Annotated in this window: 22 protein-coding genes; 13 read left to right on the top strand and 9 right to left on the bottom strand. The window is 74.4% G+C overall.

Annotated elements, in window-relative coordinates; translation table 11 throughout:
- Window positions 1-3: 3 nt before the first annotated feature.
- Together WME79_RS11225 and WME79_RS11220 are read left to right on the top strand one after the other, a co-directional pair.
- On the top strand, window positions 4-2,619 hold the full coding sequence (locus WME79_RS11225; RefSeq protein ID WP_437534748.1) for a Kelch repeat-containing protein: 2,616 nt from the start codon (window positions 4-6) through the stop codon (window positions 2,617-2,619).
- Window positions 2,616-3,632: a hypothetical protein gene (locus tag WME79_RS11220; RefSeq protein WP_437534746.1), complete on the top strand. Its 1,017-nt coding sequence runs from the start codon at window positions 2,616-2,618 to the stop codon at window positions 3,630-3,632. Before WME79_RS11225 ends, WME79_RS11220 begins: the two co-directional genes overlap by 4 nt.
- 15 nt (window positions 3,633-3,647) lie before the next feature.
- Here the strand turns inward: WME79_RS11220 and WME79_RS11215 are convergent, their stop codons facing one another.
- From WME79_RS11215 to WME79_RS11180, 8 genes are all read right to left on the bottom strand, one after another.
- Window positions 3,648-4,124, bottom strand: coding sequence for a hypothetical protein (locus tag WME79_RS11215; RefSeq protein ID WP_437534745.1), 477 nt, complete (start codon window positions 4,122-4,124; stop codon window positions 3,648-3,650).
- 368 nt (window positions 4,125-4,492) lie between these two features.
- Window positions 4,493-5,632 carry a hypothetical protein gene (locus WME79_RS11210; protein WP_437534743.1) on the bottom strand — a complete coding sequence of 380 codons (1,140 nt, stop codon included), beginning with the start codon at window positions 5,630-5,632 and terminating at the stop codon, window positions 4,493-4,495.
- A gap of 115 nt (window positions 5,633-5,747) precedes the next feature.
- Window positions 5,748-6,122, bottom strand: a complete 375-nt coding sequence (locus WME79_RS11205) for a response regulator (protein ID WP_012234686.1) — start codon at window positions 6,120-6,122, stop codon at window positions 5,748-5,750.
- A gap of 55 nt (window positions 6,123-6,177) precedes the next feature.
- Window positions 6,178-7,605, bottom strand: a complete 1,428-nt coding sequence (locus WME79_RS11200; RefSeq protein ID WP_437534742.1) for an ATP-binding protein — start codon at window positions 7,603-7,605, stop codon at window positions 6,178-6,180.
- A complete protein-coding gene (locus tag WME79_RS11195) occupies window positions 7,602-8,288 on the bottom strand; it encodes a response regulator (RefSeq protein ID WP_437534741.1) in 687 nt (228 codons plus the stop codon). The genes WME79_RS11200 and WME79_RS11195 overlap by 4 nt, the downstream gene beginning before the upstream one ends.
- Window positions 8,289-8,346: 58 nt before the next feature.
- Window positions 8,347-8,604 carry a hypothetical protein gene (locus WME79_RS11190; RefSeq protein WP_437534740.1) on the bottom strand — a complete coding sequence of 86 codons (258 nt, stop codon included), beginning with the start codon at window positions 8,602-8,604 and terminating at the stop codon, window positions 8,347-8,349.
- Between the two features lie 17 nt (window positions 8,605-8,621).
- Window positions 8,622-9,119 (bottom strand): Spy/CpxP family protein refolding chaperone, encoded by a 498-nt coding sequence (locus WME79_RS11185; RefSeq protein ID WP_437534739.1) that lies wholly within the window; start codon window positions 9,117-9,119, stop codon window positions 8,622-8,624.
- A gap of 343 nt (window positions 9,120-9,462) precedes the next feature.
- Complete coding sequence (locus WME79_RS11180; protein WP_437534738.1) at window positions 9,463-11,040, bottom strand: hypothetical protein; 1,578 nt, start codon at window positions 11,038-11,040, stop codon at window positions 9,463-9,465.
- A gap of 279 nt (window positions 11,041-11,319) precedes the next feature.
- Between WME79_RS11180 and WME79_RS11175 the strand changes: the two genes are divergently transcribed.
- The 4 genes from WME79_RS11175 to WME79_RS11160 are packed head-to-tail and all read left to right on the top strand — an operon-like array spanning window position 11,320 to window position 15,669.
- On the top strand, window positions 11,320-11,841 hold the full coding sequence (locus WME79_RS11175) for a hypothetical protein (RefSeq protein WP_437534737.1): 522 nt from the start codon (window positions 11,320-11,322) through the stop codon (window positions 11,839-11,841).
- Window positions 11,838-13,412: a GMC family oxidoreductase N-terminal domain-containing protein gene (locus tag WME79_RS11170; RefSeq protein ID WP_437534736.1), complete on the top strand. Its 1,575-nt coding sequence runs from the start codon at window positions 11,838-11,840 to the stop codon at window positions 13,410-13,412. The genes WME79_RS11175 and WME79_RS11170 overlap by 4 nt, the downstream gene beginning before the upstream one ends.
- Before the next feature lie 59 nt (window positions 13,413-13,471).
- Complete coding sequence (gene ltaE, locus WME79_RS11165; protein WP_437534735.1) at window positions 13,472-14,557, top strand: low-specificity L-threonine aldolase; 1,086 nt, start codon at window positions 13,472-13,474, stop codon at window positions 14,555-14,557.
- Entirely contained in the window at window positions 14,554-15,669 is a 1,116-nt protein-coding gene (locus WME79_RS11160; RefSeq protein ID WP_437534734.1) for a tetratricopeptide repeat protein, read from the top strand. Before ltaE ends, WME79_RS11160 begins: the two co-directional genes overlap by 4 nt.
- A gap of 48 nt (window positions 15,670-15,717) precedes the next feature.
- On the opposite strand, the gene WME79_RS11155 is transcribed toward WME79_RS11160, so the two are convergent.
- Window positions 15,718-16,263 carry a hypothetical protein gene (locus WME79_RS11155; protein ID WP_437534733.1) on the bottom strand — a complete coding sequence of 182 codons (546 nt, stop codon included), beginning with the start codon at window positions 16,261-16,263 and terminating at the stop codon, window positions 15,718-15,720.
- A 130-nt stretch (window positions 16,264-16,393) separates the two neighbouring features.
- On the opposite strand from WME79_RS11155, the gene WME79_RS11150 reads away from it, so the two are divergent.
- From WME79_RS11150 to WME79_RS11120, 7 genes are read left to right on the top strand one after another with little or no spacing between them, the layout of a single operon-like run.
- Window positions 16,394-17,236, top strand: coding sequence for a hypothetical protein (locus tag WME79_RS11150; protein WP_437534732.1), 843 nt, complete (start codon window positions 16,394-16,396; stop codon window positions 17,234-17,236).
- Window positions 17,237-17,274: 38 nt separating this feature from the next.
- On the top strand, window positions 17,275-19,296 hold the full coding sequence (locus WME79_RS11145; protein ID WP_437534731.1) for an FHA domain-containing protein: 2,022 nt from the start codon (window positions 17,275-17,277) through the stop codon (window positions 19,294-19,296).
- The gene (locus tag WME79_RS11140) at window positions 19,293-21,104 is read left to right on the top strand and encodes a Stp1/IreP family PP2C-type Ser/Thr phosphatase (protein ID WP_437534730.1); all 1,812 of its coding nucleotides are present in this window, start codon (window positions 19,293-19,295) and stop codon (window positions 21,102-21,104) included. The genes WME79_RS11145 and WME79_RS11140 overlap by 4 nt, the downstream gene beginning before the upstream one ends.
- A gap of 16 nt (window positions 21,105-21,120) precedes the next feature.
- Window positions 21,121-22,215, top strand: coding sequence for a S1 family peptidase (locus WME79_RS11135; protein ID WP_437534729.1), 1,095 nt, complete (start codon window positions 21,121-21,123; stop codon window positions 22,213-22,215).
- Window positions 22,215-23,816, top strand: a complete 1,602-nt coding sequence (locus tag WME79_RS11130) for an FHA domain-containing protein (RefSeq protein WP_437539820.1) — start codon at window positions 22,215-22,217, stop codon at window positions 23,814-23,816. Before WME79_RS11135 ends, WME79_RS11130 begins: the two co-directional genes overlap by 1 nt.
- Window positions 23,817-23,832: 16 nt before the next feature.
- Window positions 23,833-25,362 (top strand): ABC transporter permease subunit, encoded by a 1,530-nt coding sequence (locus WME79_RS11125; protein ID WP_437534728.1) that lies wholly within the window; start codon window positions 23,833-23,835, stop codon window positions 25,360-25,362.
- Complete coding sequence (locus WME79_RS11120; protein ID WP_437534727.1) at window positions 25,359-26,351, top strand: ABC transporter permease; 993 nt, start codon at window positions 25,359-25,361, stop codon at window positions 26,349-26,351. The genes WME79_RS11125 and WME79_RS11120 overlap by 4 nt, the downstream gene beginning before the upstream one ends.
- Window positions 26,352-26,419 lie beyond the last annotated feature (68 nt).

Below are 26,419 nucleotides of genomic sequence, written 5' to 3'. Positions count from 1 at the left end.
GCGATGTCTCCCCAGGAAAGCTCCGCGCGCGAGACGCGACATCGAAGGCCCACGACCGGCGCGCGCTGGCCGCTGCTGCTCACGCTGGCCGTGCTCACCGGGGCCTGCTCGCTGCTCGCGGAGAGCGCCCTCTCCGACAAACGTTCCGAGGGCGGCCTGGACGCGACCGCGACGGGCGGCGGCTGCGCGCCCGACTGCCCGGACGGCGCCTGCTGCGGCGGCACGTGCGTCGCGCTGGACAAGGACCGGGAGCACTGCGGCGCCTGCGGCAACGCATGCGGTGACGGGGAGTCGTGCTGCGGCGGGACGTGCACCAACGTGCTGAACGATCCATCGCACTGCGGCGCGTGCGGCGGGACGTGCCCGAACACCCTCTGCGTGGGCGGCCACTGCTCGTCCGAGTGCGTCTTCGGCTTCGACAACTGCGACGGGAACGTCGTCACCAACGGCTGCGAGGTCGATCTCACGAGCGATCCCGAGCGCTGCGGCGGTTGCTCGCTCCGTTGCGCCGCGGGCGCCATCTGCAACGCGGGGGAGTGCGCCTGCGCGCCGCCGCTCCTCGACTGCGACAACCTCCACGACACGGGGTGCGAGATCGACGGCTCCTCGGATCCCGCGAACTGCGGCGCCTGCGGCGTCACCTGCGGGCCGAACATGGAGTGTCAGGCCGGCGTGTGCGGTTGCGCTCCGGGATACGCCGACTGCAACCGCTCGCCCGACGACGGCTGCGAGGCCACGCTCGGGACAGAGGTGGACTGCCGGGGCTGCGGGGATACCTGCGCGAGCGGCATGATCTGCGATGGCCGCAGCGGCTGCGCCTGCGCGAGCGGGCGCCTCGACTGCGACGGCGCGCCTGGCTGTGAGGCGATCGCCATCGACCCGACGACCTGCGGAGCGTGCGACGTGCGGTGCGCGCCGGAGAAGCCCTACTGCGACGGCGCGGCGTGCGCTGCCGGCTGCGCCGGCGGCCTCGCCGCGTGCGACTACTCGTGCGTCGACACGCAGAGCAGCCCGTTCCACTGCGGCGCGTGCGGCGTCGCCGCGGGGCTGCACCAGCGCTGCGACCGAGGCGAGCTGGTGTGCGACGAGGGCTTCGCGGACTGCAACCCGAACGTCGCGGGGTGCGAGTCCGACGTCTCCAGGGATCCGCAGCACTGCGGCGCGTGCGGCACCGCCTGCAAGCCGGGCGCCGTGTGCGTCTCCGGCGCGTGCACATGCGGGGCGCTCACGCCGCACGACTGCGGCACGGCCTGCCGCGCCTGCTGCTCGGACGAGGATTGCTCGGACGGCGACGGCTGCACCATCGACGTGTGCGAAGGCGGGACGAGGTGCAAGAGCACGGGCTGCGCCGACGGAGAGCAGTGCTGCAGCCTCGTCGCGTGCCGCCAGTGCTGCACCAGCGCCGACTGCAGCGGGGGCGAGATCTGCTCCGGCGGCGCGTGCATCGCGCCCTGCGGAGGCGGCCTCGTGGCCTGCGAGGGCGAGTGCGTCAGCCTGGGCTCGACCGATCACTGCGGCGCGTGCGGGAACGCCTGCCTGAGCGGGCGCGATTGCCGCAACGGCGAGTGCACGCCCGCGTGGGCCCCGATGACGGCGACCGGCGCGCCCGCGCCGCGGCAGATGCCCGCGGCGACATGGATCGGGAACGCGCTCTTCCTGTGGGGCGGCCGCACGTCGGCCGGGGACGTGAGCGATGGGGCGCTCTACGATCCGGCGCGCGACACGTGGTCGACGCTGGGCAACGAGGGCGCCCCGTCGCCGCGCGTGCTCGCGGCCGCGGCGTGGACGGGCTCCCGGGTGCTCGTGTGGGGTGGCGGCTCGTTCGGGAGCTTGCTCGGCCTGTCCACCGGCGGCGTGTACGACCCGGCGGCGCGGACCTGGCGCGCGATGAGCGCCACGAACGCCCCCACGGCGCGGCGGATGCCGATCGGCGTGTGGACCGGCACGCGCCTCCTGATCTGGGGCGGCTCCGCGGGCGGCGCCCCGGTCGCCGGCGGCGGGCTCTACAACCCGGTCGCGGACGCATGGACGCCGGCCTCCAGCGCCGGCGCGGCCCCCGCGCGCGAAGGCGTCGCGTGGGCCTGGTCGGGCACGGAGCTCTACCTGTTCGGCGGGCGAGCCGGCGAGGCGACCACGAACGAGGGGTACGCCTACAACCCCACGACCGACGTATGGCGGTCGCTGCCCAGCGCCGACGCGCCGAGCCCGAGGACCGAAGCGTTCGCGGTCTGGATGGGCGATCGGCTGCTCGTCTGGGGCGGGCAGGACCAGGAGGGCACCGCCCGCAAGGGCGGCGCGATCTACGACCCGGCGGCCGACGCGTGGCGCGGGATCGACGACAAGGGGGCCCCCTCGGATCGCAGCCGCGTCGAGCGGCGCACCGGCTGGACCGGGTGGACCGGCGCGCAAGCCCTCATCGCCGGCGGGCGGAGCGGCGTGACGCTCAGGCGAGACGGGAAGCTGTACGATCCGATGATGATGGGGTGGGACGCGGGCATGTCGGCCGCGAGCAAGCAGCACACCTACGGCGTGGGCGTGTGGACGGGGACGGAGCTCATCTTGTGGTCCGGGCTCGACGGGTTCTCGCTGGTGCCCGACGGGGAGCGGTTCAGGCCGTGACGCCGCGACGGAAGCGCGCGCTCTCGGGCGTCCTGGCGCTCCTCGTCGCGGCGGCGATGCTCGCCGCACCCGCGCCCGCCGCGGCCCAGAGCGCCGCCGACGTCGCCGTCGCGCGCGAGATCTTCATCGAGGCCTCCGAGCTCGCCAGGCAGGGCCGCTGGGAGCAGGCGCGGGAGCAGTACGAGCGCTCGCTCGCGATCAAGCGCGCGCCGATCACCCTCTACAGCCTCGGGGTGGCCCAGCAGCAGACGGGACAGCTCGTCGAGGCGCTCGAGAACTTCCGCGCGTTCCTTGTCGAGCCGTCCGCTCCGGCGACGAAGGCGTACGAGAAGCTCGCGCGGCAGGCGATCCAGGAGCTCGAGCGAAAGGTCGCGGCGCTCGAGCTGCGGCTCTCCCCGGGCGACGCCGCCGGCCTCGAGGTGAAGATCGACGGCGTCGTGGTGCCCACGGCGGCGCTCGATCGTCCGCGCCCGGTCAACCCGGGGGATCACACGGTGACCGCGAGCGCGCCGGGCTACCGCGCGGCGGAGCGGAGCGTCGCAGCGGCGCCGGGGAGCCGCGCCGTCGTCGTGCTGAGCCTCGAGCGCGAGCTCGTCGCGCCGGCAGCGCCCGCCGGGCCGCGGGTGTCCTCGACGAGCGCTCCAGCGGCGAGCGTCGCTCCGGCCAGACCGGTCCTGCGCGGCGCCCCGCCGAGCGCCGCGCCCGATGCTGCGCCGAGCCGCGTGGTGCCGATCGTGCTGGTCGCCGGCGGTCTGACCACCGTGGCGGCCGGCGCGGCCATCGGGTTGCTCGGGGTCGCGAGCGCGTCGGACGCACCGACGAGGGACGGGGACGCGGCCGACGCCGCGCGCGCCCAGGCGCTCGCGGGCGACATCGTCGCGGGAGCCGGCCTCCTCGCGGCGGGCGTCGGCGTGCTCGTGATGGTCTTCGACCGCGATCCCGCCGGCGCCCCGCGCAAGCAGCCCTCGCCGCGCGCCGACCTCGACCCGTTCCGCCTCACCGTGCGCTTCTGACTTCTGACGCGGGAGCTAGGCCTTCGGCATCTCCCTGCGGTCGAGGTTCACCACCACGAACGCGCCGTAATTCAGGACCGTGAGCGAGTCCTCGTCCACGATGAGCACGCGGACGCACTGGGGCGGAGATGGCGCGAGCAGATCGACATACGGATCGAACGGCGCCTCATCCGTGGGCGGCAGCACGGCGTGCAGGAACTCGTGGAGCCGGGCGCGGTGGCCGACGATGACGCTCGCGCCCGGCGCCTCCGCGCTGCCCCGCGCGTCGATCCGGAAAAACGCTCGGCGCGCCGCCGGGGACACGACGAGGATCGCCGCGTCCGTCACCTCGATCTCGCTGGACGTGCACAGCCGCTCCACGCGACGGCTCACGGCCTCCTCCACCGTCTGGAACAGCCGCAGCCGCCGGCGCTGCCCTTCCGTCAGGCCCGGCTCCTCGATGTAGGCCTCGAGGCTGCACCCGCGCATGTTCCGCTCGCACCCGTACGTCATGCGTCTGCACCGTGGCTCGGTCTGCTCCCCCGCCTCTGGCAGCCGGGTCGGACAGCCGTCACGCCTCCCCGCACGGGCGCTCATGCACGGGATTAGCCAACCCCCCCTGCAGCGCGGCGCCGCTCCAGGGTTGGCCGCGGATGCCATGGTTTCCATGGCTCGCGGGCAGCGACCGGGACGCACACCTGCGTCCTGGAAGGCAGCGCGGCAGCGCGGCGGGAGATGCAGGCGCGAACGCCCGCACCTTAGTGCACAGCCGCCAGGGCGATGCGCTCACACCGCCCGATGCGCGAGAGCCGTCCTGTCTGCCCCGGGCGGCAGGGCGTGTCCCTGGCGAGGGCACCGCGCCCTCGCCCAGCGGACCGGCGCTACTGCGTCGCCGGCGGCGCGAACTTCGCGGAGAGCTCCACCTGGGCCACGCTGCGCTGAGCGGCCTGCTGAGCGGTGGCCCCGGGCGGCACCAGCAACGCCTGGAGCCGCTGCGAGGCGTCGGCGACGCCGGGCACGAAGCTCGAGGGCGACCAGGTGAGCGTGCCCTTTCCGGAGGAGTCGAGCCGGTCGATGGTCATCGTGATCTCCCCGTTCGGGCCCGGCAGCTTGAGGTCGGCCCCTTCCGCGTACTGGCGCGTGTCCACGCTGAGCGAGACGACGCCTCCCTCCACCTTCTCGATCTTGAAGACCCGGTACCGAAGCACCGGCAGCTGCGCGCCCGACGCCACCAGGCGATCGGTGACCATCCAGTAGGCGCCTGCGCCGACGGGCTTGTCCGGGAGCGGCGGCGTGAGGAGCGCGACGGCCTCCCCGAGCGCGCCGATCAGCGGCTGGAGCCCTGGATCGGCGTCCTTGGAGAGCTCGAATTGGAGGTTGCTGACCGCGTTCGCCGGCGAGAGCTCGTACCGCAGCGCGCTCCCCTTCAGCTTCGCGAGCGCGTCCGCGAGCTGCTTCGGCGGGCCGCCGATCGACATCGAGGCGAGCGTCGCCGACGTGATCTTCGCGATCACCTTCGTCGGAGCCGCGCTCGCCGTCGACGCCTCGCGCGCGGCCGCGCCCTCCTTGGGTGCGTCCGCCGGCTTCTCCGCCTTGAAGCTCACGCCGAGCTCCAGGTTCGGCAGCCCCTGCGGCCCGCCCAGGCGCAGCCCGAGCGTGATGTCGAGCTTCTGCTCGGATTTCGGGTCGATCTTCGAGGCGAGCCTGGTCCGCGGCTCGCTGCCGTCGCCGATGACCTCGATCTTGTAAGGCACGTCCTTCGGCAGCGCGGCGGCCGCTTCGGCGACCGAGAACACGCCGCTCTCCGGCGGCCCGTCCGCCGCGCCGCCCGCCGCTGGCCCCTTCTTGCCGGTGCCGCCCGCCGCCACCTCCGCGAGCGCCGCGCCGAGCTCGCCGCCGACGACAGGCAGCGGCGGGCCGGCGTCGAGCGCGCCGGCGTCGGCGGCGACCTGCGCCTTGCTCTTTTCCCCCTCGCAGCCCGCGAGCCCCGAGAGGGCGACCGCCGCGAGCGTCGAAGCCATGACCCAGCGCCACCGAGTGTGCATGACGGCCGGGTGTAGTCAAAACGGGCGCCATCTTCCAGCGCTCCGTTGCATCGCGCCGGACGGAAGGCTCCCCTCGGGGCGGGGCCCCGCTTCAGGCCCGCCGCGCGGCCTTGAGCCCGCCGATGTGCTCCAGGAGCTCGAGGGGCCGGAACGGCTTGGCGTAGTAGGCGGTCGCGCCGAGCTTCAAGGCGCGGGCGCGCGCCTCGTGATCGTCGAGGGCGCTGATCACGATGATCGGCAGGCTGGAGGTGCCCGGGTGCGCGCGGAGGCGCTCGCAGACCTCGAAGCCATCCATGCTGCCGGGCAGCATCAGGTCGAGCAGCAGCACGTCGAAGGGCTCGGTCAGGGCGCGCTCCACCGCCTCGCGGCCGGTGCCCACGCCGATCACCTCGTGACCACTCGCTCCGACCAGCGCCTCGATCATGCGCCGGATCGCGTCCTGATCTTCGCAGAGGAGGATTCGCATGGTCGCGAGCACGGGGAGCGTTGCACCCGCCCCATCGCGCGGTCAAGCGGGAACGCTACGCGCGGCGAGGGCGGGCCTCGCCGTCTGCTCTGTCTGCTCTGTCGGCTCCGTTTGCTTCCCTGTCGCGTCGCTGTGGGCGCGCGGCGCTGGTTGGCGGACGCAGCGCGAGCTCGATGCCGACGCGCGCCCCGCCGCCCTCGCGGCGCTCGGCGAACGCGCGGCCCCCGTGCGCCTCGGCGATGCGCTTGCACAGCGCCAGGCCGAGGCCGAGCGAGCCGCGCTCGGCGCCGCTCTCGCCGCCCTGCGCCCGCTCGCGCCGGAAGAAAGGCTCGAAGATGCGCGTCTCCTCCCCCTCCGTGAACCCGGGCCCGCGGTCCTCGACCTCGAAGACGACGCCGCCCTGGCCGCCGGGACGGACCCGCAGCCGCTCGGCCCCGCCAGCGTGCGCGCGCGCGTTCTCCAGCAAGTTGGCGAGGGCGCGCGCCAGCAGCGTCGCGTCCGCCTGGAGCGCCGGCGTCCCCTCGACGACCTCCAGAAGCGTCGGATCCAGCCCGGCGCGCTCCAGGGCGCGGATCCCGGCCTCGGCCGGGTCGAGGCGGGCCACGGTGAGGGCCGCGAAGTCGAGGCGCGAGCTGGCCAGGAGGTCGCCGACGAGCGCGTCGATCTCCATGACCTCGCGGTCGAGGTCGTCGAGCACGCAGGCGCTCGGCCCGCCGTCCCCGCGGGCCATCTCCGTCAGCAGGCGGATGCGGGCGAGCGGCGTGCGGAGCTCGTGCGACACGGCGGCGAGGAGCTCCCTCTGGTCGGCGATCTGGCGCTCGATGCGCGCGGCCATGTCGTTGACCGCCTCGGCGACGATCCCGACCTCGCCCTGCTGCCCGTGGCAGTCGAGCCGGACGCGGCTCGACAGCTTGCCGGCGCCGATCTCGTGCGCGACGTGGGCCAGATCGACGAGCGGGCGGGCGAGGCGGCGCGCGATGAGCCCCGAGGCCCCCCACATGACGATGGCCACGGCGAGCAGCGGCAGGGCGAACCGGAGCGAGCCGCCGGAGCGGCCGCGCGCGGGGCAGAGGAGCACGGAGCCGAGCGGCCCCCGTTCATCGCGGACCGGGGAGACCAGGGTCTGCGCCCGGCAGGGCTGGCCGTACCTCGCGAGCCGCCGCCCGGTCGCGTCGACGAGCTCCAGGTCGATGTCGAGATCCTCGGCGAACCCGCGGGCGAGGGCGTCGCGGGCCGCAGGATCGGCCCACACCCGCTCGAACTCGTGCGCCACGAACGACTGGGCGCGGGCGTGCTCGCGCCGCCAGCCGGAGTTGCCGACGCGGTCGATGGCCCCGATCGTCGCGACCGCGGCGAGCGCGGTGATCAGGATGGTCGCGCCGAACCACATGAAGAGCCGGCGGTGCAGCCGCGCGCTCAGGAAGCGGCCGATCGAGACCTTGCGCCCGTTCTCGTAGAGCCAGGACCGGTACCTCCTCCTCACACGCGGTCCTTGGCGAGCACGTAGCCGACGCCGCGCACCGTCTTGATGAGCCTCGGCGACCTCGGGTCGTCGGACAGCTTCTGCCGCAGGTGCGAGATGTGCACGTCGACAGTCCGCCCGCCGACGTTGACGTCGCCGCGGCCGGCCTCCTCGAGGAGCGCCTCGCGGGCGACGACGCGGCCGGCGCGCCGCGCGAGGGCGACGAGGATGTCGAACTCGATGCCGGTGAGATCCGTGGGCTTGCCCGCGACGGTGACGACGCGGCCGGGCACGTCGATGGCGATGTCGCCGGCCACGATCCGCTCGCCGGCGGCGTCGGGCGTGGCCCGCCGGAGCACCGCGCGGAGGCGCGCGAGCAGCTCGCGCGGGCTGAAGGGCTTCGCGATGTAGTCGTCGGCGCCGATCTCGAGGCCGACCACGCGATCGGCCTCGTCGCCGCGGGCGGTGAGCATGAGGATCGGCATCGAGCTCTTCTGCCGGATGCGGCGGACGACCTCGATGCCGTCCATGCCCGGCATCATCACGTCGAGCAGGACGGCGTCGAAGGTGCCCGCGGCGAGCGCCGCCAGGCCGCGCGCGCCGTCGCACGCGACGGTCACCGCGAACCCGTTCTGCTCGAGGTAGCTCGCGAGCAAGGCGTGGAGCCGAGTGTCGTCGTCGATGAGCAGGAGCCGCAGCGCCATGGAAGGACCCGGGGGGCAGGTGCGGCAGCGACCGGCCGCCGCTCACCCCTTGTATAGCTCAGGGACCCGCGCCGGTGTCGGCGTCGGCCGCCGCGGGCGCGTGGTCAGCCGCCGCGGGCGCGTGGACAGCGCGCGCGGCGCTCCGCGGCCAGGAGCGCTCGGCGTCCCGCGCGGCGTCCACGCAGATGGACGCGACGTGGCGCTGGAAGGCGTCGCGGCGGGCCTCCGCCCGGCAGCGCAGCGAGGAGAAGCCGGAGGCGAAACCGGCGACGGTGCCGAGCGCGAGCAGCGCGATGGTGATCTGGCGTCGCATCATGGTCTTATCGCCCTCCTTCACGCCCACCGGCCGTGGGTCCTGTAGGGATCGTCGCCGCGCCACCCGGCCCTGCCGGACCACATGTCGCGGAACGCGGCCGGCCCGATCTCGATGAGATCGGCGAGCTGCTCGCGCTGGCGGTCCTCGAGCACGGCGTGGACCTTCCCGAGCGCGCCGACCGCGGCCCTGCGCAGCGACTCGATGGCCGTGTCGTGGCGCGCGAAGAGCTCGCCGAGGCGCGTCTCGTCAAAGCTCGGGCTCCGCATCGCCGCCGCGACGTCCGCGCGCGTGCTGCGGATCTCGCTCCGCTGCGCCTCTGCAGCGGATCGGAGCTCGTCGATGGCCGCGACGATGACCTTCTCCTGCGTCGGCGTGGTGCCGAGCCGATCGAAGAGGAAGGACAGGAAGAAGCGACGGCGGAAGCCGTGCCCCCCGAAGCCGCGCCGCCCGAAGAAGCGCGGCCCAGCGCCCCAAGGCGCCCCGCAGTCGTACCTGCAGCCGCGCTTTAACGTCATGACAAGGCCTATCAGACAGGCCGTTCCAACCACGAATCCCAACATGATGCGTACCCTCCGTGAGCGTCTCCGCCGTCGATCCGTGCACGGGGCGTATGCGCGCGGCTTCGGTTCGTCCGAACGCGGGCGCCGCCCCGGGCAGCAACGACCGGAGCCGCAGACGCGCGGCTCCGGGACACCTCGAAGCTGCGCAGCGCGTGTGAAGGATGTTCAGGAGCGTGTGTGAAGAAACATGAAGGCTGCCGCGGGCAGCGCGGCGCGGCGCCATGACGGAGCGGCGCGCCCAGCGGGTGCGGAGCGGCGCGCCATCCGCTCGCGGACGGCGCTTCGCGCTCCGGCTGCCCTACTTCACCGACTCGACGTCGCCGATGTCGTCGAGGTCGTCCTTGGGTTTCCCGTCGCCCGAGGTCGCCCACGGATTCGTGCGCTCGCTCTCGGGTGCGCCGCCGCGTCCGTCTTCGTCGTCCTCCTCCTCTTCGAGGTCGTCGAGCGACTCGACCTTGGCCCCGGCCGGCGAGGCGCTCGGCGCGGGCGGCGTCGACGCGCGCGGCGCCGGGGGCGCAGGCGGCGTCGACGGGCGCACCGCCGGGGGCGCGGGCGGCGTCGACGGGCGCACCGCCGGAGGGGGCGGCGTCGACGCGCGCGCCGGCGAGGTGCCAGGGTCGCTCGGGAGCCTGCTGCGCGGCGCCTCACCCCCCTGCGGCGAGACCGACGCCGCGGCGGCGGCCGCCGCTGCAGGCGGCCTCGCGGCGATCGCGCTCGGCGGCGTGACGCTGCCGGCGGCCTTCGGCCCCGCGGGGGAGCCGGCCGGCGGGCTGCTCACCGACGCCGCGAGGCCTCCCTGCGGCGAGCCGGCCGCCCCGGAGGGCGCGGCGCTCGCGGCGGCCTTGCCGGCCTGGGCCGCGTCGGGCGCGCCGCCGGACGAGCCGGAAGCAGGCGCCGACACGGGCCCGCCGCCGGACGACACGGGGGCCGACGCCGCCGGCGCCGACACAGGCCCGCCGGAAGCCGCCGACGGCTTCGACACGGGAGCGGAGGCCCCCGGCGCCGATGCAGGCGCCGCCTGCGGAGCGGCGGCGGGCGCGCCGCCGCGGCCGGACGACAGCTCCACCGGCGCCGCCGCCTTCGGCGTGGCGGCCCGCGGCCCGTCGAAGCGCATCGCCTTCTGCGCGAGCTGCACCACGGGGAGGATGTCGCGCGGCGGGATGTTCGCGGCGATGACGTCCGGCCCGGCGATCGCGAGCTCACCGTCGGCGTGGAACGGCACGCCCGGGCGCTCGCGCTCCTGCTTGAGCCGCGCGTTGTCGATGGCGACGCGGATCTCGAGCGGGATGCGGGTCTGCCACAGCCGACCGTCGATCGCCGTGCGCACGTCCCACGGCGTCAGGATCGGCGTCCTGCCAATGCCCTCGAACGGGCTGCGATCTGCGAGCAGCGCCTTGAGCAGCCAGGCGACGATCTCCTGGAGCTGCGGCGTGTCCTGATCCCACGGCACCGAGTCCCGGAAGAACTGCCAGTAGCCGCCGGCCGGGCCGTACACCGCGAGATCGCGCGGATCGAACGCGTCCTCGAACGCGCGCAGGGGGATGTCGCCCTCGTCGATGACGGAGTCGATGAGCGCGCCCTGGAAGTCGGGCGTCTTGCGGCGGGCGGCCTTGGGCGAGAGGCCGGTGAGGGACGTCGTGATCTGCTGGCGCACGTCGCTCCGCTCGCGGAACCAGCCCATCCGCTCGACCGCGCCGAACTGCTCGCGCAGCTTGACCGGCGTCCACCACGGCAGATCGAGCTCGCGCAGGCGCGCGATCAGCTCGGCCACGAGCTGCAGCGCCGGCTCGCTCGCGAGGTGCACACGCGCCTCTCTCCTCAGCGTCTCGTCGTCCTTGCTCTCGGGATCCCGGTGCTGCAGCGATCGCTCCGCCATCGTTCCTCCGTGCTCCCCCGGCCGCACTGCTCAATACCAGAACCGGATCCGCGGCGGACAGCCAGCCCACGCGCGGCCACGCAGAGCGATCCGCGCGCCGAGGCGGCGCGCTCGACGCGACACGGCGCGCGCCTTCAGCGGACCGTCAGGATGTCGTTCTGCAATGGCACGCGAACAGCCCGTCCGCGTGGCCGAGCCAAGCGCCCGGGATCACCCGACCACGTCGCGCGCCGCCTTGGACCTCGGCGCTGCGTCGATCCGGGCTAGGCTCTCGCGGCCATGCAAGAGGACGGGGGAGGGAGCGCGCCCGAGCGCGCCGCGCGAGGGATCGAGCGGTGGGAGCGCGCCGGGCGCGGGCTCTCGCCGTGGGCGCGACGCGTCGCGTGGGCCGCCGCCGAGGCGATGCTCTGCGACGAGGACGAGCGCGGGGAGCTCGCCCCGCCGGGCGCCGAGGTGTGCGAGCGCGCGGTCGCGGCGCTGGATCTCTCCCTCGGGCAGAGCAGCCCCGAGACCCGGCGCAGCTTCGCGCTGCTGGTCGTCTGCCTCGAGCTGTTGCCGCCCTTCGTGATCGGCGCCTTCGGCCGGATGAGCCGGCTCTCGCTCGGCCGGCGGCTCGCGTACCTGGAGGCGCTCGAGTCGAGCCGCTCCGGGCTCCTCGCGATGCTGCTCCTCGCCTTCAAGGTGCCGATGTGCATCGCCGCCTTCGAGGAGGGCGCGGAGCTCGCGCTGACGGGCTTCGACCGCGAGAGCACGGCGGCGCGGCGCAGGCTGCCCGGGCTCGGCGCCGGGGGCGGCGCGTGAACGGCGGCATCGCGTCGAGCGAGCCGATCGTCAGCGGGCGCGACCTCCCGGCGGGGTTCGACGAGGCGTGCGACGTCGTCGTGGTCGGCTCCGGCGCCGGCGGCGCGGTCGTCGCCGCGCTGCTCGCCGAGGCGGGGCGGCGCGTGATCGTGCTGGAGGAGGGCCCCTACGTTCGCCCTGACGACTACCAGCGCTGGAAGCCCAGCGCGTCGGTGCGGCGGCTGTTCCGCGAGGCCGGCCTGTTCACGGCGTTCGGCGTGGGCCAGACGCCGATGATCTCGCTCACCCTGGGGCGCGCCGTCGGCGGATCGTCGGTGGTGACCGGCGGGGTGTGCTTCCGCATCCCGGGCAGCGTCCACGCGCGGTGGACGCGCGACCTCGGCCTCGATGAGCTGTCAGAGCGCGCCCTCGAGGCGGCGTACGAGAGCGTCGAGCATCGGCTGCAGGTCCGCGAGGTCCCCGAGGCGATGCGCTCCGCCTCGACGGCGCGGCTCGTCGAGGGCGCGAGGCGGCTCGGCATCCCGATGCGCCCGCTCCGCCGCAACACCGGCGACGCGTGCGAGGGCAACGGCCGGTGCAACTTCACCTGCCCCGCCGGGGCGAAGCGCTCGGTCGACGTCGCCTACCTGCCTTCGGCGACCGCGCGCGGCGCGCGCGTGGTCGCCGACGCGCTGGTCGAGCGGATCGCCGTGAAGCGCGGGCGCGCCGTCGGCGTCGAGGGGAGGCTGCTCGGCGGCGAGCCGGGGGCCCCGCCGCGCCGGTTCCGGGTGCGCGCGAAGGCCGTCGTCGCCGCGTGCGGCACGCTGCACACGCCGCTGCTCCTCCGCACGACGGGCGCGTTCGAGGCGCGCTCCGGGCTCGGCGACGGCGTGACGCTGCACCCCGCGGTGCGCGTGGTCGCCCGGTTCGACGACGCGCTGAACGGATGGGATGGCGCGCTCCAGAGCGTCTACTCCGACCACTTCGACGCCGAGGGGATCAAGCTCGTCGGCGTCTACTCGGCGGTCAACGTGCTCGCGGCGGGCCTCCCCGGCGTCGGGCCCGCGCTGCGGCGGCGGGCCTCCGCGCTGTCGCGCTGCGCCGTCTTCGGCGCCATGATCCACGACGAGGGCGGCGGCCGCGTCCGCCCCGGCCCCGGCCGGGAGCCGCTCGTCTCGTACGCGATGGCGCCGCGCGACCTCGCGCGGCTCCGCCGGTCCATCACGATCCTCAGCGAGATGGCGCTCGCCGCCGGCGCGCGCGAGGTCTACACCGCGCTGCTCGGCGCGCCGCCGGTCACGTCGATGGACGCGGCGCGCGCGGCCGAGCGCGCCCCCATCGACGCGCGCCGCATCGAGTGCATGGCGTTCCACCCGCTCGGGAGCGCGCGCGTGGCGAACGATCCGCGGCGCGGGATCGTCGATCAGAGCGGCGAGTGCTTCGCGCTGCCGGGGCTCTTCGTCGCCGACGGCTCGATCCTCCCCACGAGCATCGGCGTGAACTCGCAGGTGCCGATCATGGCGATGGCGACGCGCATCGCGTGGCGGATGGCCGAGCGGTTCCCGCGGCTCGCGGCGGCGAGCCCCGCGTAGGGGGCGCGGCGCGGCGCGGTGCTACAACGTCGGCCGACGCCGACAGCCGAGGTTCCAGGATGCAAGCGACGATCGATCTCCGCTCCGACACCGTCACCCGACCGACCGCGGCCATGCGCGCCGCCATGGCCGCGGCCGAGGTCGGCGACGACGTGTACCGGGAGGACCCCACCGTGCGGGCGCTCGAGGAGCGCGTCGCGGAGCTCACGGGCAAGGAGGCGGCGCTCTTCGTGCCGAGCGGGACGATGGGCAACCAGATCGCGCTCCTCTGCCACACGCAGCGCGGCGACGAGGTGATCGCGGGCGAGGGCGCGCACTGCGCGTTCTACGAGAGCGGCGCCGCGCCCGCCTGGAGCGGCGTGCAGTTCGCCTTCGCCGGGCGCGGCGGCCTGTTCAAGGCGGCCGACGTCGAGGACGCGATCAAGCCGCCGCAGTACTACCTCCCGCGCACGCGCCTCGTCGCGATCGAGAACACCCACAACCGCGCGGGCGGCCGGGTCTTCCCGCAGGAGGACGTGCTCGCCATCGCGTCGGTCGCGCGCGCGCACGGGCTCGCGCTGCACCTCGACGGGGCGCGCCTCTGGAACGCGGCGGTCGCCACCGGTCGAACGCCCGCCGAGCTCGCCGCGCCGTTCGACACGGTGAGCGTCTGCTTCTCGAAGGGCCTCGGCGCGCCCGTCGGCTCCGCGCTGTGCGGCAGCGCCGACGTGGTCCGCGCCGCGCTGCGCTTCCGGAAGATGCTCGGCGGCGGCATGCGGCAGGCCGGCGTGCTCGCGGCCGCGGCCCTGTACGCGCTCGCGCACCACCAGGGCCGCATCGCCGAGGACCACGAGGCCGCGCGCGCCATCGCGCGGGCGATGCGCGCGGCGGCCCTTCGTGCGATGGCGCCGCCCGCGACGATCGAGGAGCCCGAGACGAACATCCTCTACATCGAGACGCCCGGCATCCCGGCCGAGCGGCTCGTCGAGGCCGCGCGGCGGCGCGGCGTGCTCGTGGGGGCGACGGGCCGAAGCGCCGTCCGCGCCGTGACCCACCTCGATCTCGCGCCGGAGCAGGTCGCGCCCGCGGCGAGCGCCCTCGCCGAGGCGCTCGCCGAGGTGCTGGCGCTGCCGCGCGATCGCGGCGCCGAGGGCGCGCGCGCATGAGCCGCCGCCCTGCGAACGCCCCCGCACCAGCGCTCGCCCTCGCCCTCGCGATCGCCGCGCTGCTCGGCCCCGCGTGCGCGCCGACGCGCGGCGACGCCTACCTCGCCGCGATGACCGCCGGCGAGCGCGCCTACCATGCGGGGCGCTACCGCGATGCGGCCCGCTCGTTCGACGACGCCGCGTCGCAGGCGCTGCGCGTGAAGGACCGCGACGAGGCGCGCCTCATGCAGGCGCGCTCGTTCGAGCGCGTGGAGTCCTGGGGCGAGGCGCGCGCGTCGTACGAGCGGCTGCTCGCCGACTCGCCGCGCGGGCCGCGCTCGGAGCGCGCGGAGTTCGAGCTCGCCGATCTCGCGATCGAACACGGCGACGCGGACGCGGGCTACGCGATGCTGCTGAAGGCGACGCTGCGCCACCCGTCGCACGGGCTCGCGCGCAACGCGCTGAAGCGGCTCATCCAGCGCGAAGACGAGCGCGCCGGCGCGGCGGGCGCGCTCGCGTGGCTGCGGCAGCACGGCCCCGCGCTCCGCGGGACGGAGCTCGATCAGGACCTCGCCTACCGCACCGCGCTCCTCCTCGAGCGGAGCGGCGATCGCGAGGCCGCGCTGCGCGCGCTCGTCGCCGCCGCGCGCGCGCACCCGTACCCCGTCGGCAGCTTGACGGACGACGCCCTGTTCCACGCAGCGGAGCTCGCCGCGTCCCTCGGGCGCCCCGAGGAGGCCATCGGCTACCTGAGGGAGATGCTCTCCGCGCGCGAGCCGGCCGTCACCGGCAGCTACGACCGCGAGAAGTTCGACGACGCGCAGCTCGAGATCGCGCGCCTCTACCGCGACGCGCTCGGCGATCGCGCGGCCGCGCGCCGCGAGCTGCGCAAGCTGTATACGGACCACCCCGCGTCCATCCTGCGCGACGACGCGCTCTGGGCCGAGGCGAAGCTGTGGCGCGAGGAGGGTCGGAGCAAGGAGGCGTGCGCCACCGCAGCCCGGATTGTCCGGGAGCTCCCCGACTCGCGCTACGCGCGCTGCGCGCACGCGCTATGTCCGTCGCTCCCGGCGGCGCCTCGCCCGTGCGCGGACTACATCCTCCGCGAGCTCGACGGCGGGAAGGACCCCTGACGCGGGGACGCCGCGCGGCGCACCGCCGCAGCGGCGCGCCGACCGCGCTCAGTCGTCCTCGTCGTCCTCGGGCTCGAGCTCGGCGTCGTCGTCGTCGCCGTCCTCATCCTCGTCGTCGGCGAGATCGTCCTCGTCGGCCTCGTCGAGGTCGTCGTCGTCCTCGCGCGGCTCGTACTTCAGGTCGATGCCGATGTCGCCGAGCTGGGTCTCGAGGAGCTCGAAGAGCTCGTCGACGTCGTCGCCCCCCCACTCGTCGAGCACGTCGGTCAAGAACTCAAAAAAATCACCGCTGTCCAGACGACGCTCGATCTCTTCGACCTGCTCCTCCGAGAACGCCTCGAGGACGTCCTCGCGCAGCGCTTCGGTGTCGCCTTCCTCAACGGCATCCGCCGCAGAGAGGCGGATCTGCTTTACGGCACGCTTGTCGAGGTGAATCTCCATGAAGGTGGCTTCGTTTAGGCGACCCTCGCAGCTGCCGTCAAGCGGCGTATGGTGTCGAGCTTCAAGAGACCGCTCGCCTCCCCCTTCCGTCGCGTCTTTTCCTGGGGAGCGCGGCGGGGGCGCGGCGAGACGCGAAGGGGGCGCGGCGGGCACGCAGCGGCGCGGAGGTGCCCCAGGCGGCCACGCGCGCGCCCACGTCGGAGGTCGGCGCCGGTGCGCCCCCGCGCCCGCGCGTCGGAGGAGCGTTGCGGGCGGCAGATCTCTCGCGTATCTCAAACAACTCGTGCGTTTGCGATCTCCGCCCGGCGCGCTCTCGGCCGCGACCATCGCGGCTGGCGCCCTGCTGTCCTTGACAGCGTGGGCCGCGCCTCCGGCCCCTCAAGCCGACGGCGCGCTCCACGTCGCCGCGCCGGGCGCTCCCGCCGGCGGCCGGACGAGAGGAGGCCCCGGCGAACGGGCCGAGGACGGCCGCGCCACGCCCGCCGGGAGCGCTCAGCTCGACGCCGCGGGGAACGAGGCCGCCGCCGAGCAGGAGCCATCGCCTGCCGTCAAGCCGCGCGTCGAGCTCGCCTCCCGACCGCCGCCGCTGCACGTCGAGTACGTGCAGTACGGCGTCGCGCTCGTGGCGGAGATGAGCCTCGATCCTGGCGCTGCCTGCCCGCGCTCGGGGCCCTTCTACGCGTGCATCCTGGGCAGCGGAGGCGGGCTCGCGATCCGCGGTGGATACCGCTCGCCAGGCCCCTGGTACTTCGGCGGCGCGTACCAGTTCACCAAGATGGACTCGAGCAACCTCTACCGGCTTGGAATCTTCCAGCAGCTGCGGGCCGAGATGAGGTACCTGCCGGACATCGGCTACCGGGCGGCTCCGTACTTTTCCGCCGGGATCGGGGGCGTCGCGTACGGGAACGAGTGGGGCGTCGAGACGGGCGGCGCGCTCATCTTCGGCGGCGTCGGGGTCGAGCTGGAGGTCTCGCGCCGCGCGGTGCTCGGCGTCAGCTGCGTGTACCGGCCGGTGCTGCTCGCTGGCTGGAGGGACACGGCCAACTACGAGCGCGCCACCGCCATCGCGCAATTCGTCGGCTTCGAGCTCCTTCTCGAGGTGCGGACCGAGGTCGGCCGGCGCTGAGCGGTTCCCCTGTCCGCTCGAGAGAACGCACCGGCTACTTGACTCGACCGTCGCTCCGCGGTCCCCTCGGCAGCGTGATCTGCGATGTGTGCGGTCGCGACAACGCTGGCGATCTGACGTTCTGTCAGGATTGCGGTCGACGGCTGAAGGCTCGAGAGGCGCGGGTCGTCCCGCCGACGCCGCCGAGCGGCTTGCCGCAGGTGTCGCTCCCGGCCCTGCCGGCGCCTGCGCAGGCCGAGACGCCGCCCGCGAACGACGCCCGCGCGGCCGCCAGGTCGCCGGGGCCTCGCGGCGTGCCGGGGCGCCTTCGCCCGGAGGCGCCCGTGTTCTCCTTCAGCCCGCTCAGCTCGGCGAGGACGGAGCCAGCGATGCCGGCGGTGCACGGCCGCGCGGAGGGCGCCTCGCGCCCGGCGCGCGAGGGCGCCGCGACGCCGGCTGCTGGCGCGCTGGACAGCGCGATCCAGATGGTGCCCGCCCTGCAAGGGCCGAGGGTCACCGAGCGGGGTGACGCGCCCGCGACGCCCGCGACGCCCTCGATCACCGACGCGATCCTGGGGCTCTCCTGCCCGAACTGCGACGGGGAGAACCCTCCGGGCTACCGCTTCTGCGTGACGTGCGGCGCGCCGCTGAACAGGCGAGATGGCGGAGCGCCGGCGGGCGCCCCGCAGCCGGTGAGCCAGGTGTCGAAGCGCGCCAGGGCAGAGCGCGGCGAGCCAGGCGGAGCGCTCTCCCCTGGCGCGCCGTACATGGCGCCCCCGCCCCACGAGGAGATCGGGACGACCGCGCGAGGCCTCCACGACATCACGCACGCCGCGCCCCGGCACGCACCGCCGGCGGAGGCCGCGCCGCCGTCGGCGGCGCGCGACGAGCGCTCCGGTGCCGGAGACGCGCAGCAACGGGTCGGCGCGCCGGCCAGGCCGGCTCCGCCCCCGCTGCCGCCGGTCGCCCTGCCCCCAGCGCGGCTGCCCCCGCCCGCGGCCAGCGGGAGCAGCGCCGACAAGATCGTCGGCTCGCCGGTGGTCGACATCGCGTCGTCGCAGCGGGCGCCCGTCCCGCCGGTCGAGTGCGCGCGCTGTCGCGGTCAGTGCCTGGCTGGCACGCGGTTCTGCAAGTATTGCGGCGCCCCGCTCGACGGCGAGCGACCCGCGTCCGAGCGCCCGGCCAGACCCGCCTCCGAGCGACCGGCCAGACCCGCCACCGACCGCCCGCAGCCAGCGCCCGCGCTCGCCCCGGACGCCCGACGCGACCCGCAGCGGCCCCCGCAGACTGCCGAGCCCGCCGGGCCGATCTCGGCGGAGGCGAGCAGCCCGCCGCCGCCCTCCCAGCAGGCGCTCGCGCCGCTGCGCGCGTCCCTCTCGGTTCGCCCACCGGCGTGGGTTCCGGCTGACACCCAGCCGACCCGAGCGCCCGAGGGCAAGCTCATCGTGATCGTCGAAGACGGGACCGAGGGGAAGAGCTTCCCCCTTGCGGGCCCGCAGATCGACATCGGCCGCACCGAGGGGGATATCGTCCTCGAGGACGACCAGTACGTCTCGCCGCGGCACGCGCGGATCATTCCGCAGGAAGGGTCCTGGGTTCTCCGTGACCTGGGCAGCGTCAACCGCATCTACCTTCGCATCCGGAAGACGCACCCCCTCCGAGATGGCGACTTGCTCCTCCTGGGCCTCGAGGTGTTACAGTTTCAGACCGTGAACGACGGCGAGCGAGGCCTCGGCCATGCCATCCAGCATGGAACGTTGCTGTTTGGCTCGCCCGCCATCCACCGCCGGGCGAGACTCTGCCAGCGGACGGTGGAGGGCGTGACGCGGGACGTGTACCACCTCTACCGGGATGAGACGGTGATCGGACGGGAGACGGGAGACATCGTATTCACGGCCGATCCGTTCCTCTCGCGACGCCACGCCGCCATCCGGAGGAACCCGGCCACGGGGGAGTTCACGCTCAGCGACCTGGACTCGTCGAACGGGACCTACGTCGCCATCCGCGAGGACGTCAGCCTCCTCGATCGCGATTTCGTGCGCATCGGGCAGCACCTGTTTCGCGTGGATCTCCCCCGATGAGCGACCAGACCGTCCGCGAAACGCCGACCGAGGCGCTGGAAGTCGAGGGGCTCCCCGGCGCGGCGTCGGCAGGAACCGACTCGAGCAGCCACGCCGGCAAGGCGCTTCATGACTCCCCGCACGGCGCCGCGTCGCTCGAGTCCGGCAAGGCGGGGTCTGTGGAAGCAGGCAAGCCCGTGAACTGGAAGCCCCCGACGCCCAAGACGCGTCCGGCAGCGAACGCCACACAGAAGGCTGGCATCGCCGTGAAGCCCGTGAAGGCGCCCAGCGCATCGAGCCAGGCGAAGGTCGGGCGGAAGCTCCCCCCGCCGCCGCGGGTGCGGCTCACCGCCGGCGGGTCGCGCGAGGAGGACACGGATGGAAGCGCCACACGCTCGGACGATCTTGGAGACGCTGTGACCCCCGATGCGCCGCCGGCCGCCGCTCAGGCGCACGCCTCCCTCGCGGCCGCGTCGTACGACGGCGCGCTCGACGAGACCCCCGCCGCGGAGGCCGCCCACGGCGACGCGGCCGGGCGCTTCGCGGGCGAGGCGCCGGGGGGCGGCGAGCCGGACGAGGGCGGGCAGCGCCCCGACGGCATGGACGGCGCGGCGACACCGCCCGACGAGCCGCGTCGCCCCGAGGTCGTGCTGCGGCTGTTCGGCCGGACCGACGTGGGCCAGGTCCGCGAGCACAACGAGGACAACTTCATCGTCGCGGATCTCACGAACGCGAGCCGCGGCCTGATGGAGATGGACCGCTACCAGGTCGTCGGCGAGCGGGGCGCCCTGCTCGGCGTGTGCGACGGCATGGGCGGCGCCGCGGCCGGCGAGGTCGCGAGCCAGCTCGCGGTCGACATCATCTACCAGCGGATGAGCGCCGCCGGTCCCCCGGAGGACCACGACGAGCTCGCGGCGCGGCTGGTGCAGGCGATCGAGGCGGCAGGCCTCCGGATCTTCAGCGAGGCGAAGCTCGATCGGACCCGGCGGGGGATGGGGACCACCTCGACCATCGCCGCGCTCATGGACGATCACCTGTTCCTCGGCCAGGTCGGCGACAGCCGCGCGTACGTCCTCCGCGGCGATCGGCTCGTGCAGGTGACGCGCGACCAGTCGCTCGTGAACCAGCTCATCGAGGCAGGCCAGCTCACCGAGGAGGAGGCCGAGACCTTCGAGCACAACAACATCATCCTCCAGGCGCTCGGCACCGCGGACTCGGTGCAGGTCGACCTCACCTACGTGGAGCTCAAGCGGGGCGACACGCTGATGCTCTGTTCCGACGGGCTCTCGGGCATGGTGCGGAACGAGGAGATCCGCGAGGTGCTGCGGACCGTCGACGATCCGATCGACGCCTGCAAGGTGCTGACGGATCGGGCCAACCAGGCCGGCGGGCACGACAACATCACGGTGGTGGTCGCGAAGTTCGACGGCGACGGCCTGGCCCTGCCGGAGCTCGAGGACATCGAGGACCTCCGCTACCAGAAGTACGCGCTGCCTGAGCACCTCCTGGCCCAGAACGCCGCCGCGTCCGAGCCGGCGCGCAAGGTGAAGGAGCTCGACGAGAAGAAGATCTCGCAGCGCCCGCCTTCGCCGAAATCGTGGCTGAGCAGCGCGGACAGCGACATGGACGATGACGGGGACGACTACGACCACGTCGCCTCGCCTCCGCCGGCCGACGACGCGCTGGACGAGCGGAACGCCCGCGCGCCCGTCCAGGGCGACGAGCCGATCATGATCCCGACCGACGGCGCGCCGCAGTGGCTGGTGATCTTGATGATCGTGAGCGCCGTCGCGTGCGTTACCATCGCCGGCTACTACCTGCTTCGTTAGGGTGCGCGTAGCGCACGTGCGCGCGCCCCCCACCGCGATGCTGCGCAGCAACGACAAGCGTGGCCGGCAGACTCCGGCCGCCCCGCAGGAAGAGTGGCCCCCCGGGCGCCCTGGCGCGGACGGCCGCGTCGACGTCGAGACCGCGCAGCGCATCGTCAAGGATGCCGTCGTGCAGGCGATGCGGCGCGAGGAGAAGGCGCTCGCCCTCGTGCGCGCCAAGGCGGACGAGGCGAGGCGCAAGGTGTCGCGCCACAACCTGATCCTCGGGCTAGGCGTCGCCGCGGCGCTCGTCGCCGTGGCCGTGGCGTTCGTGGTCACGTACCGGTCGCGCCAGGCGGCCGACGCGCTGGCGCGCGAGGTCGGCCTCGGGATCGCGCCCGCGGCGCGCCCGTCGGGCGCGATCCCGGAGCAGGTGCTCTCGGGGCGCGCCATCTTCGAGCAGAACAGGCTGGCGCTCTACGTGATGGGCTACAAGGTGGACAACCGCATCGGCGGTTGCTGCTCGGCGTTCGCCATCGCGCCCGATCTGCTCGCGACGAACGCGCACTGCGTCCGCGACTGCCGCGCCCGCGGCGGCACCTCGATCGTCACGCAGAACGACTCGATGGGGAAGATCCGCTTCCCCATCGTCGCGATGTCGGCCCACCCGGCGTACAAGCCGGGGCAGGCGGGCGCCGGCTCGCCGGACGTCGCCCTGCTCCGGATAGCCGGCAAGGCGACGCCCACGGTGAAGCTCGCGAACGACGCCGAGCTGCGGGCCATCGGGCCGGGCGACGACGCCTACGTCATCGGCTTCCCCGGTCGCCTGATGGACCCGCTGAGCCCCTCGGCGACATTCCTGGAGGGCCGCATCGGGCGCGTGACCGGCATCGACGAGCAGGCGACGACGCCGGACCGAGCCGTCCTGATCCAGCACGACGCGGTCACGCGCGGGGGCAACAGCGGGAGCCCCATCTTCAACCAGTACGGGCACGTCATCGGCATCCACGCAGCGCACATCGACGACGAGGACGACGTCACGATCGACGGCCGGAAGGCGACGGTGACGCAGAGCTCGCCGTTCCGCATCGGGATGCGGATCGATCTGCTGCAGGGGGTCCCCGCGCCGTGATGCTGCGCGTCGTACACACCTTCGGGCGCAACGCCGGTTCTGTGGAGATCCATGACCGGCGCGCGGTGCGCTTCGGTCGAGCGCCGGACAACGACGTCGTCTTCGACCCGAACCACGATCGCGACGCGAGCAGCCACCACGCCGAGGCGCGCCTCGAGGCGGCGGGCTGGGTGCTCTACGACCTCGACAGCCGCAACGGGACCTACGCGGGCGGGCAGCGGATCAAGCGGCACCCGATCGCGTCGGGCGACGAGATCACGTTCGGCGCGAAGGGCCCGCGGGTGCGGATCGAGCTCATCGAGCGCCGCACGTCGGGTCCGCCGCAGGCGCACGTTGTGGCGCATCACCCCTCTCCTGCCGCGGCTTACCCTGCGCCCGTGACGGGCCATCCCGCGCCCCCTGCGTACCCCGTGCCTACTGCGGGCTACCCCGCGCCCGGTGCGTACCCTGCGCCCGCTGCGTACCCTGCGCCCGCTGCGTACCCTGCGCCCGCTGCGTACCCTGCGCCCGCTGCGTACCCTGCGCCCGCTGCGTACCCCGCGCCCGCTGTCGCCCCCCCTGGGCACGTCCCGGCCGCGCCGCCGGCCGGCGCTCGGCGGGTCGGCGAGCGGACGATCGCCATGATGATCTCCTCCGCCGTCTCGGCCGCCACGGGGCGCGCGAAGCCTCGGGGCACCGTCGAGATCAACGCCATGCTCCACAAGGAGGTGCACGCCGCGACGGCAGGCCAGCGCCGCACGACCTACATCCTCGCCGCGCTCCTCGTGATCGCGCTCGCCAGCCTCGCCGCGCTCATCGTCTACAACCGCTCCTCCCACGACGAGATCAGCCAGCTGCGGGAGGAGCTCGCGGGCCTCTCGCCGGAGGATCCCCGGCGCAAGGAGATCGAGCGACGCCTCGGGACGCTTCACCCCTCGAACGCCAACTTCGGGCGCAACCTCCACGACCGCTCCAGGAAGGGGATCTTCATGCTCGCCGCCGGGCGCGAGGGGTTCTGCACGGCGTTCGCGGTGCGGCCCTCCGTCCTCGTGACGAACGCCCACTGCATTTCCGCGGCCAAGCGCCGCGGCGGCGCGATCGTGGCGCTCGAGAACGAGGGCCGGGGCCAGATAAGCTTCGCCGTGACCGGCATGCGGACGCACCCGCAGTACCGCGACAGCGCGGATCAGCTCACCCCGGACATCGGCACCGTGACGATCGCGGGGCGCGCGGCCGCCGTGCTCGAGCTCGCGACGCGGGAAGAGCTCGCCGCGGCCGGCGCCGGCGACGACGTGTACCTGATTGGCTTCCCGGAGCGGCTCACGGACACCGCGAACCCCGTCGCCACGTTCCTCGCCGCCAACATCGGCCGGATCACGGGCGCGAACGGCCGGCCCGCGCCCGCGGCGGAGGCCTGGCTGATCCAGCACGACGCCCGCAGCACGAGCGGCATGAACGGGAGCCCCATCTTCAACGGCCAGGGCAGGGTCATCGGCATCAACGCCGGCGGGTACCTCGAGGGCAACGACGAGACGATCTCTGGTCAGAAGATGGAGGTGGTAAAGGCCTCCCCCTACAAGTTCGGGATGCGCATCGACCTGCTCGACGCCATCCTGCGCTGACTGCCGGCCGAGAGAGATGCTCCGCCACGCGCTCCGCAGGCTCCTCTGGACGCTGCCGACCCTCGTCGGCGTCTCGCTGCTGACCTTCTTCGTGCTCTCCTTCGTCCCGGATCCGACGGACGACCCGCTCCTCGCCAGCTCGCTCTCCAGCGCGGAGCTCGCGCGGCTCCGCCGGGAGCGCTTCCTCGACCTGCCGCGCTTCATCAACCTGGAGCCGCGCGACGTGCGCCTGCGCGCCCTCGCGGCCGCGCAGGCCATCGCGGCCGGCGGCGATGACGCTGCCGCCGCCGCCGACGAGCTGCGTCGCCTCGGCGGCGCCGCGCTGCCGCACATCCTGCCGCTCGACGCGCTCGCACCCGAGCCGCGCACCCGCGTCGCGCTCGCGCTCGCGCCCGTCGCGGCGCGGATGGGCCTGCCGCGGGCCGACGACGCCGCGGACCCGGCGCACGCGGTCGCGTTCTGGACGCGCTTCTGGGATGACCGCGGCATCGAGTTCCGGAGCGCGTCGGTCCGGAGCGCCGTGCGGCGCCTGGTCCGCTATGGCTCCGCGTCGCGCGCCGCCGAGCTGCTGGAGCTCGACACGTTCGCCCTGCAGGCGGTGATCGGCGCGCTGCAGCCACCGCGCGACGCCGAGACGCTCGAGCAGGCGCGCGCGCTCGTCGACGTCGCGGCCCACATCGCGGAGATCGACGACCGGATCGCCCCGGGCGACGACCTCGCGGAGGCCCGCGCGTGCGTCACGCGGTGGAAGTCGTTCTGGAACGTGTACCGCAGCGACTTCGAGGTGTTCACCGGCCCTGCGCAGCTCGCGGCGACCGTGCTCGAGACCCGCTACGGCAAGTGGGCGCTCGGCGCGGTCACCCACCGGCTCGGCGTCGCGGCGACCGGAGAGCCGGTGCTCGATGAGCTCGCGCGGCGCGCGCCCGTCACCCTCGCGCTCGTCTTCGGGGCGATCGCGCTGGCCTACGCCGTGGCGATCCCGCTCGGCGCGCTCAGCGCGGCCTCGCAGGGCCGGCGGAGCGACTCCGCGATCGCGGCCGCCGTGCTCACCGCCGCCGTCCTCCCGACCGCCGTCGTGGCCGTGGCCGCCGTGCTCCTCTCGGGCGGCGCGCGGTCCCTGCTCCTGCCGACGTGCCTCATCGCGCTCTCGCTCGTCGCCGCGCCGACGCGGCAGCAACGCGCCGCGCTCGTCGCGGTCCTCACGCAGGACTTCGTCCGGGCCGCGCGGGCGCGCGGCGCCGGCACCGCGCGCGCCATCGCCGTCCACGGGCTCCGCAACGCCGTGCTCCCGGTCGTGACGCTCGCCATGCTTGAGCCGCCGATGGCGCTCGGCGGCGCCTTCGTCGTCGAGCGCGTCTTCGAGCTCCACGGGCTCGGCGAGCTCACGCTCCTCGCCGTGCAGGCGCGCGACGTGAGCTGGCTCATGGCCATCTCGATCGGCGCCGCGGCCATCGCCGCGCTCGGCGTGATCGCGACCGATCTCGCCTATGTGCTCGTCGATCCGCGGCTCGGCCCGGCGGTGCTCTCGCGGAGGAGCGAGGCGTGACCCACGCGACGGCGTTCCTCCGCCGGATGGTGGGCAGCAAGCGCGTCGCCATCGGCGCCGTGCTGCTCGGCGTCCTCGCCCTGCTCGCCATCTTCGCCGAGCTCCTCGCCGCCCCTGCGCCCATCGCCTGCTTCGGGCCCGACCGCGCGGAGATCCTGCCCGCGGTCACCGAGGGCGCCGCGCTCGAGTCGCTCACCGAAGCCGAGCTCCGGGTGCGCTTCGAGGGCTTCGCGATCTGGCCGCCCATCCGCTACGGCCCGGAGCAGCGCACCGACGCCGGCCCGAACGCGTCGCCGTCCCTCGACCACCCGCTCGGCACGGACTTCGAGAGCCGCGATCTCGCCGCGCGGCTGATCTACGGCGCGCGCACGGCGCTCGGCCTGTCGCTCAGCGCGGTGCTCGTGGGCATGTTCCTCGGCGTCGTGCTCGGCGGGCTCGCGGGCACGCTGCGCGGCTTCTGGAACGACGGCCTCGTCCGCCTCGTCGAGACGGTCGACACCTTCCCGGCGATCCTCGTCGTGGCCATCGTGCGGGCGATCGAGCGCGAGCCCTCCGCGCTGTCGCTGGTGCTCGCGGTCGCCTTCGTCCGCTGGGCGGAGATCGCGCGCCTCGTGCGCGCCGAGGTGCTGCGCGCGTCGAGCGAGGAGTACGTGATGGCCGCGCACGCGCTCGGCAGCACCCGGCTGCGCGTCTTCTACCGCCACATCCTCCCGAACGCGCTCGGCCCCGTGATCGTGAGCTCGGTGCTCGGCGTGGCGTCCGTGGTCCTGCTCGAGGCGGCGATCTCGTTCCTCGGGATGGGCGCGCCCGCGCGCGTGGCCTCGTGGGGGGAGACACTGGGCCAGGCGGCGCGGCACCCGAGCGAGATCCGGCTGCTCGTCTTCCCTGGCGTGCTGCTCCTGGCGACGGTCGGCGGCTCTTACCTCATCGCCGACGCGCTGCGCGACTCCATCGATACACGCACCGTGCGCGCGCGCGTCCCGCGCTGACGGGGCGGGACGCGAGGGCCGTACGTCCGCGCGCCAGCCGCCGGCCGTGCAGCGCTCTCGCGCGCCGA

The organism is Sorangium sp. So ce726, assembly GCF_051521405.1.
In the GTDB taxonomy this organism is placed as follows: Bacteria; Myxococcota_A; Polyangia; order Polyangiales; family Polyangiaceae; genus Sorangium.
The sequence above is the reverse complement of the archived record's forward strand: the minus strand, read 5'-3'. Positions and strand labels throughout refer to the sequence as shown.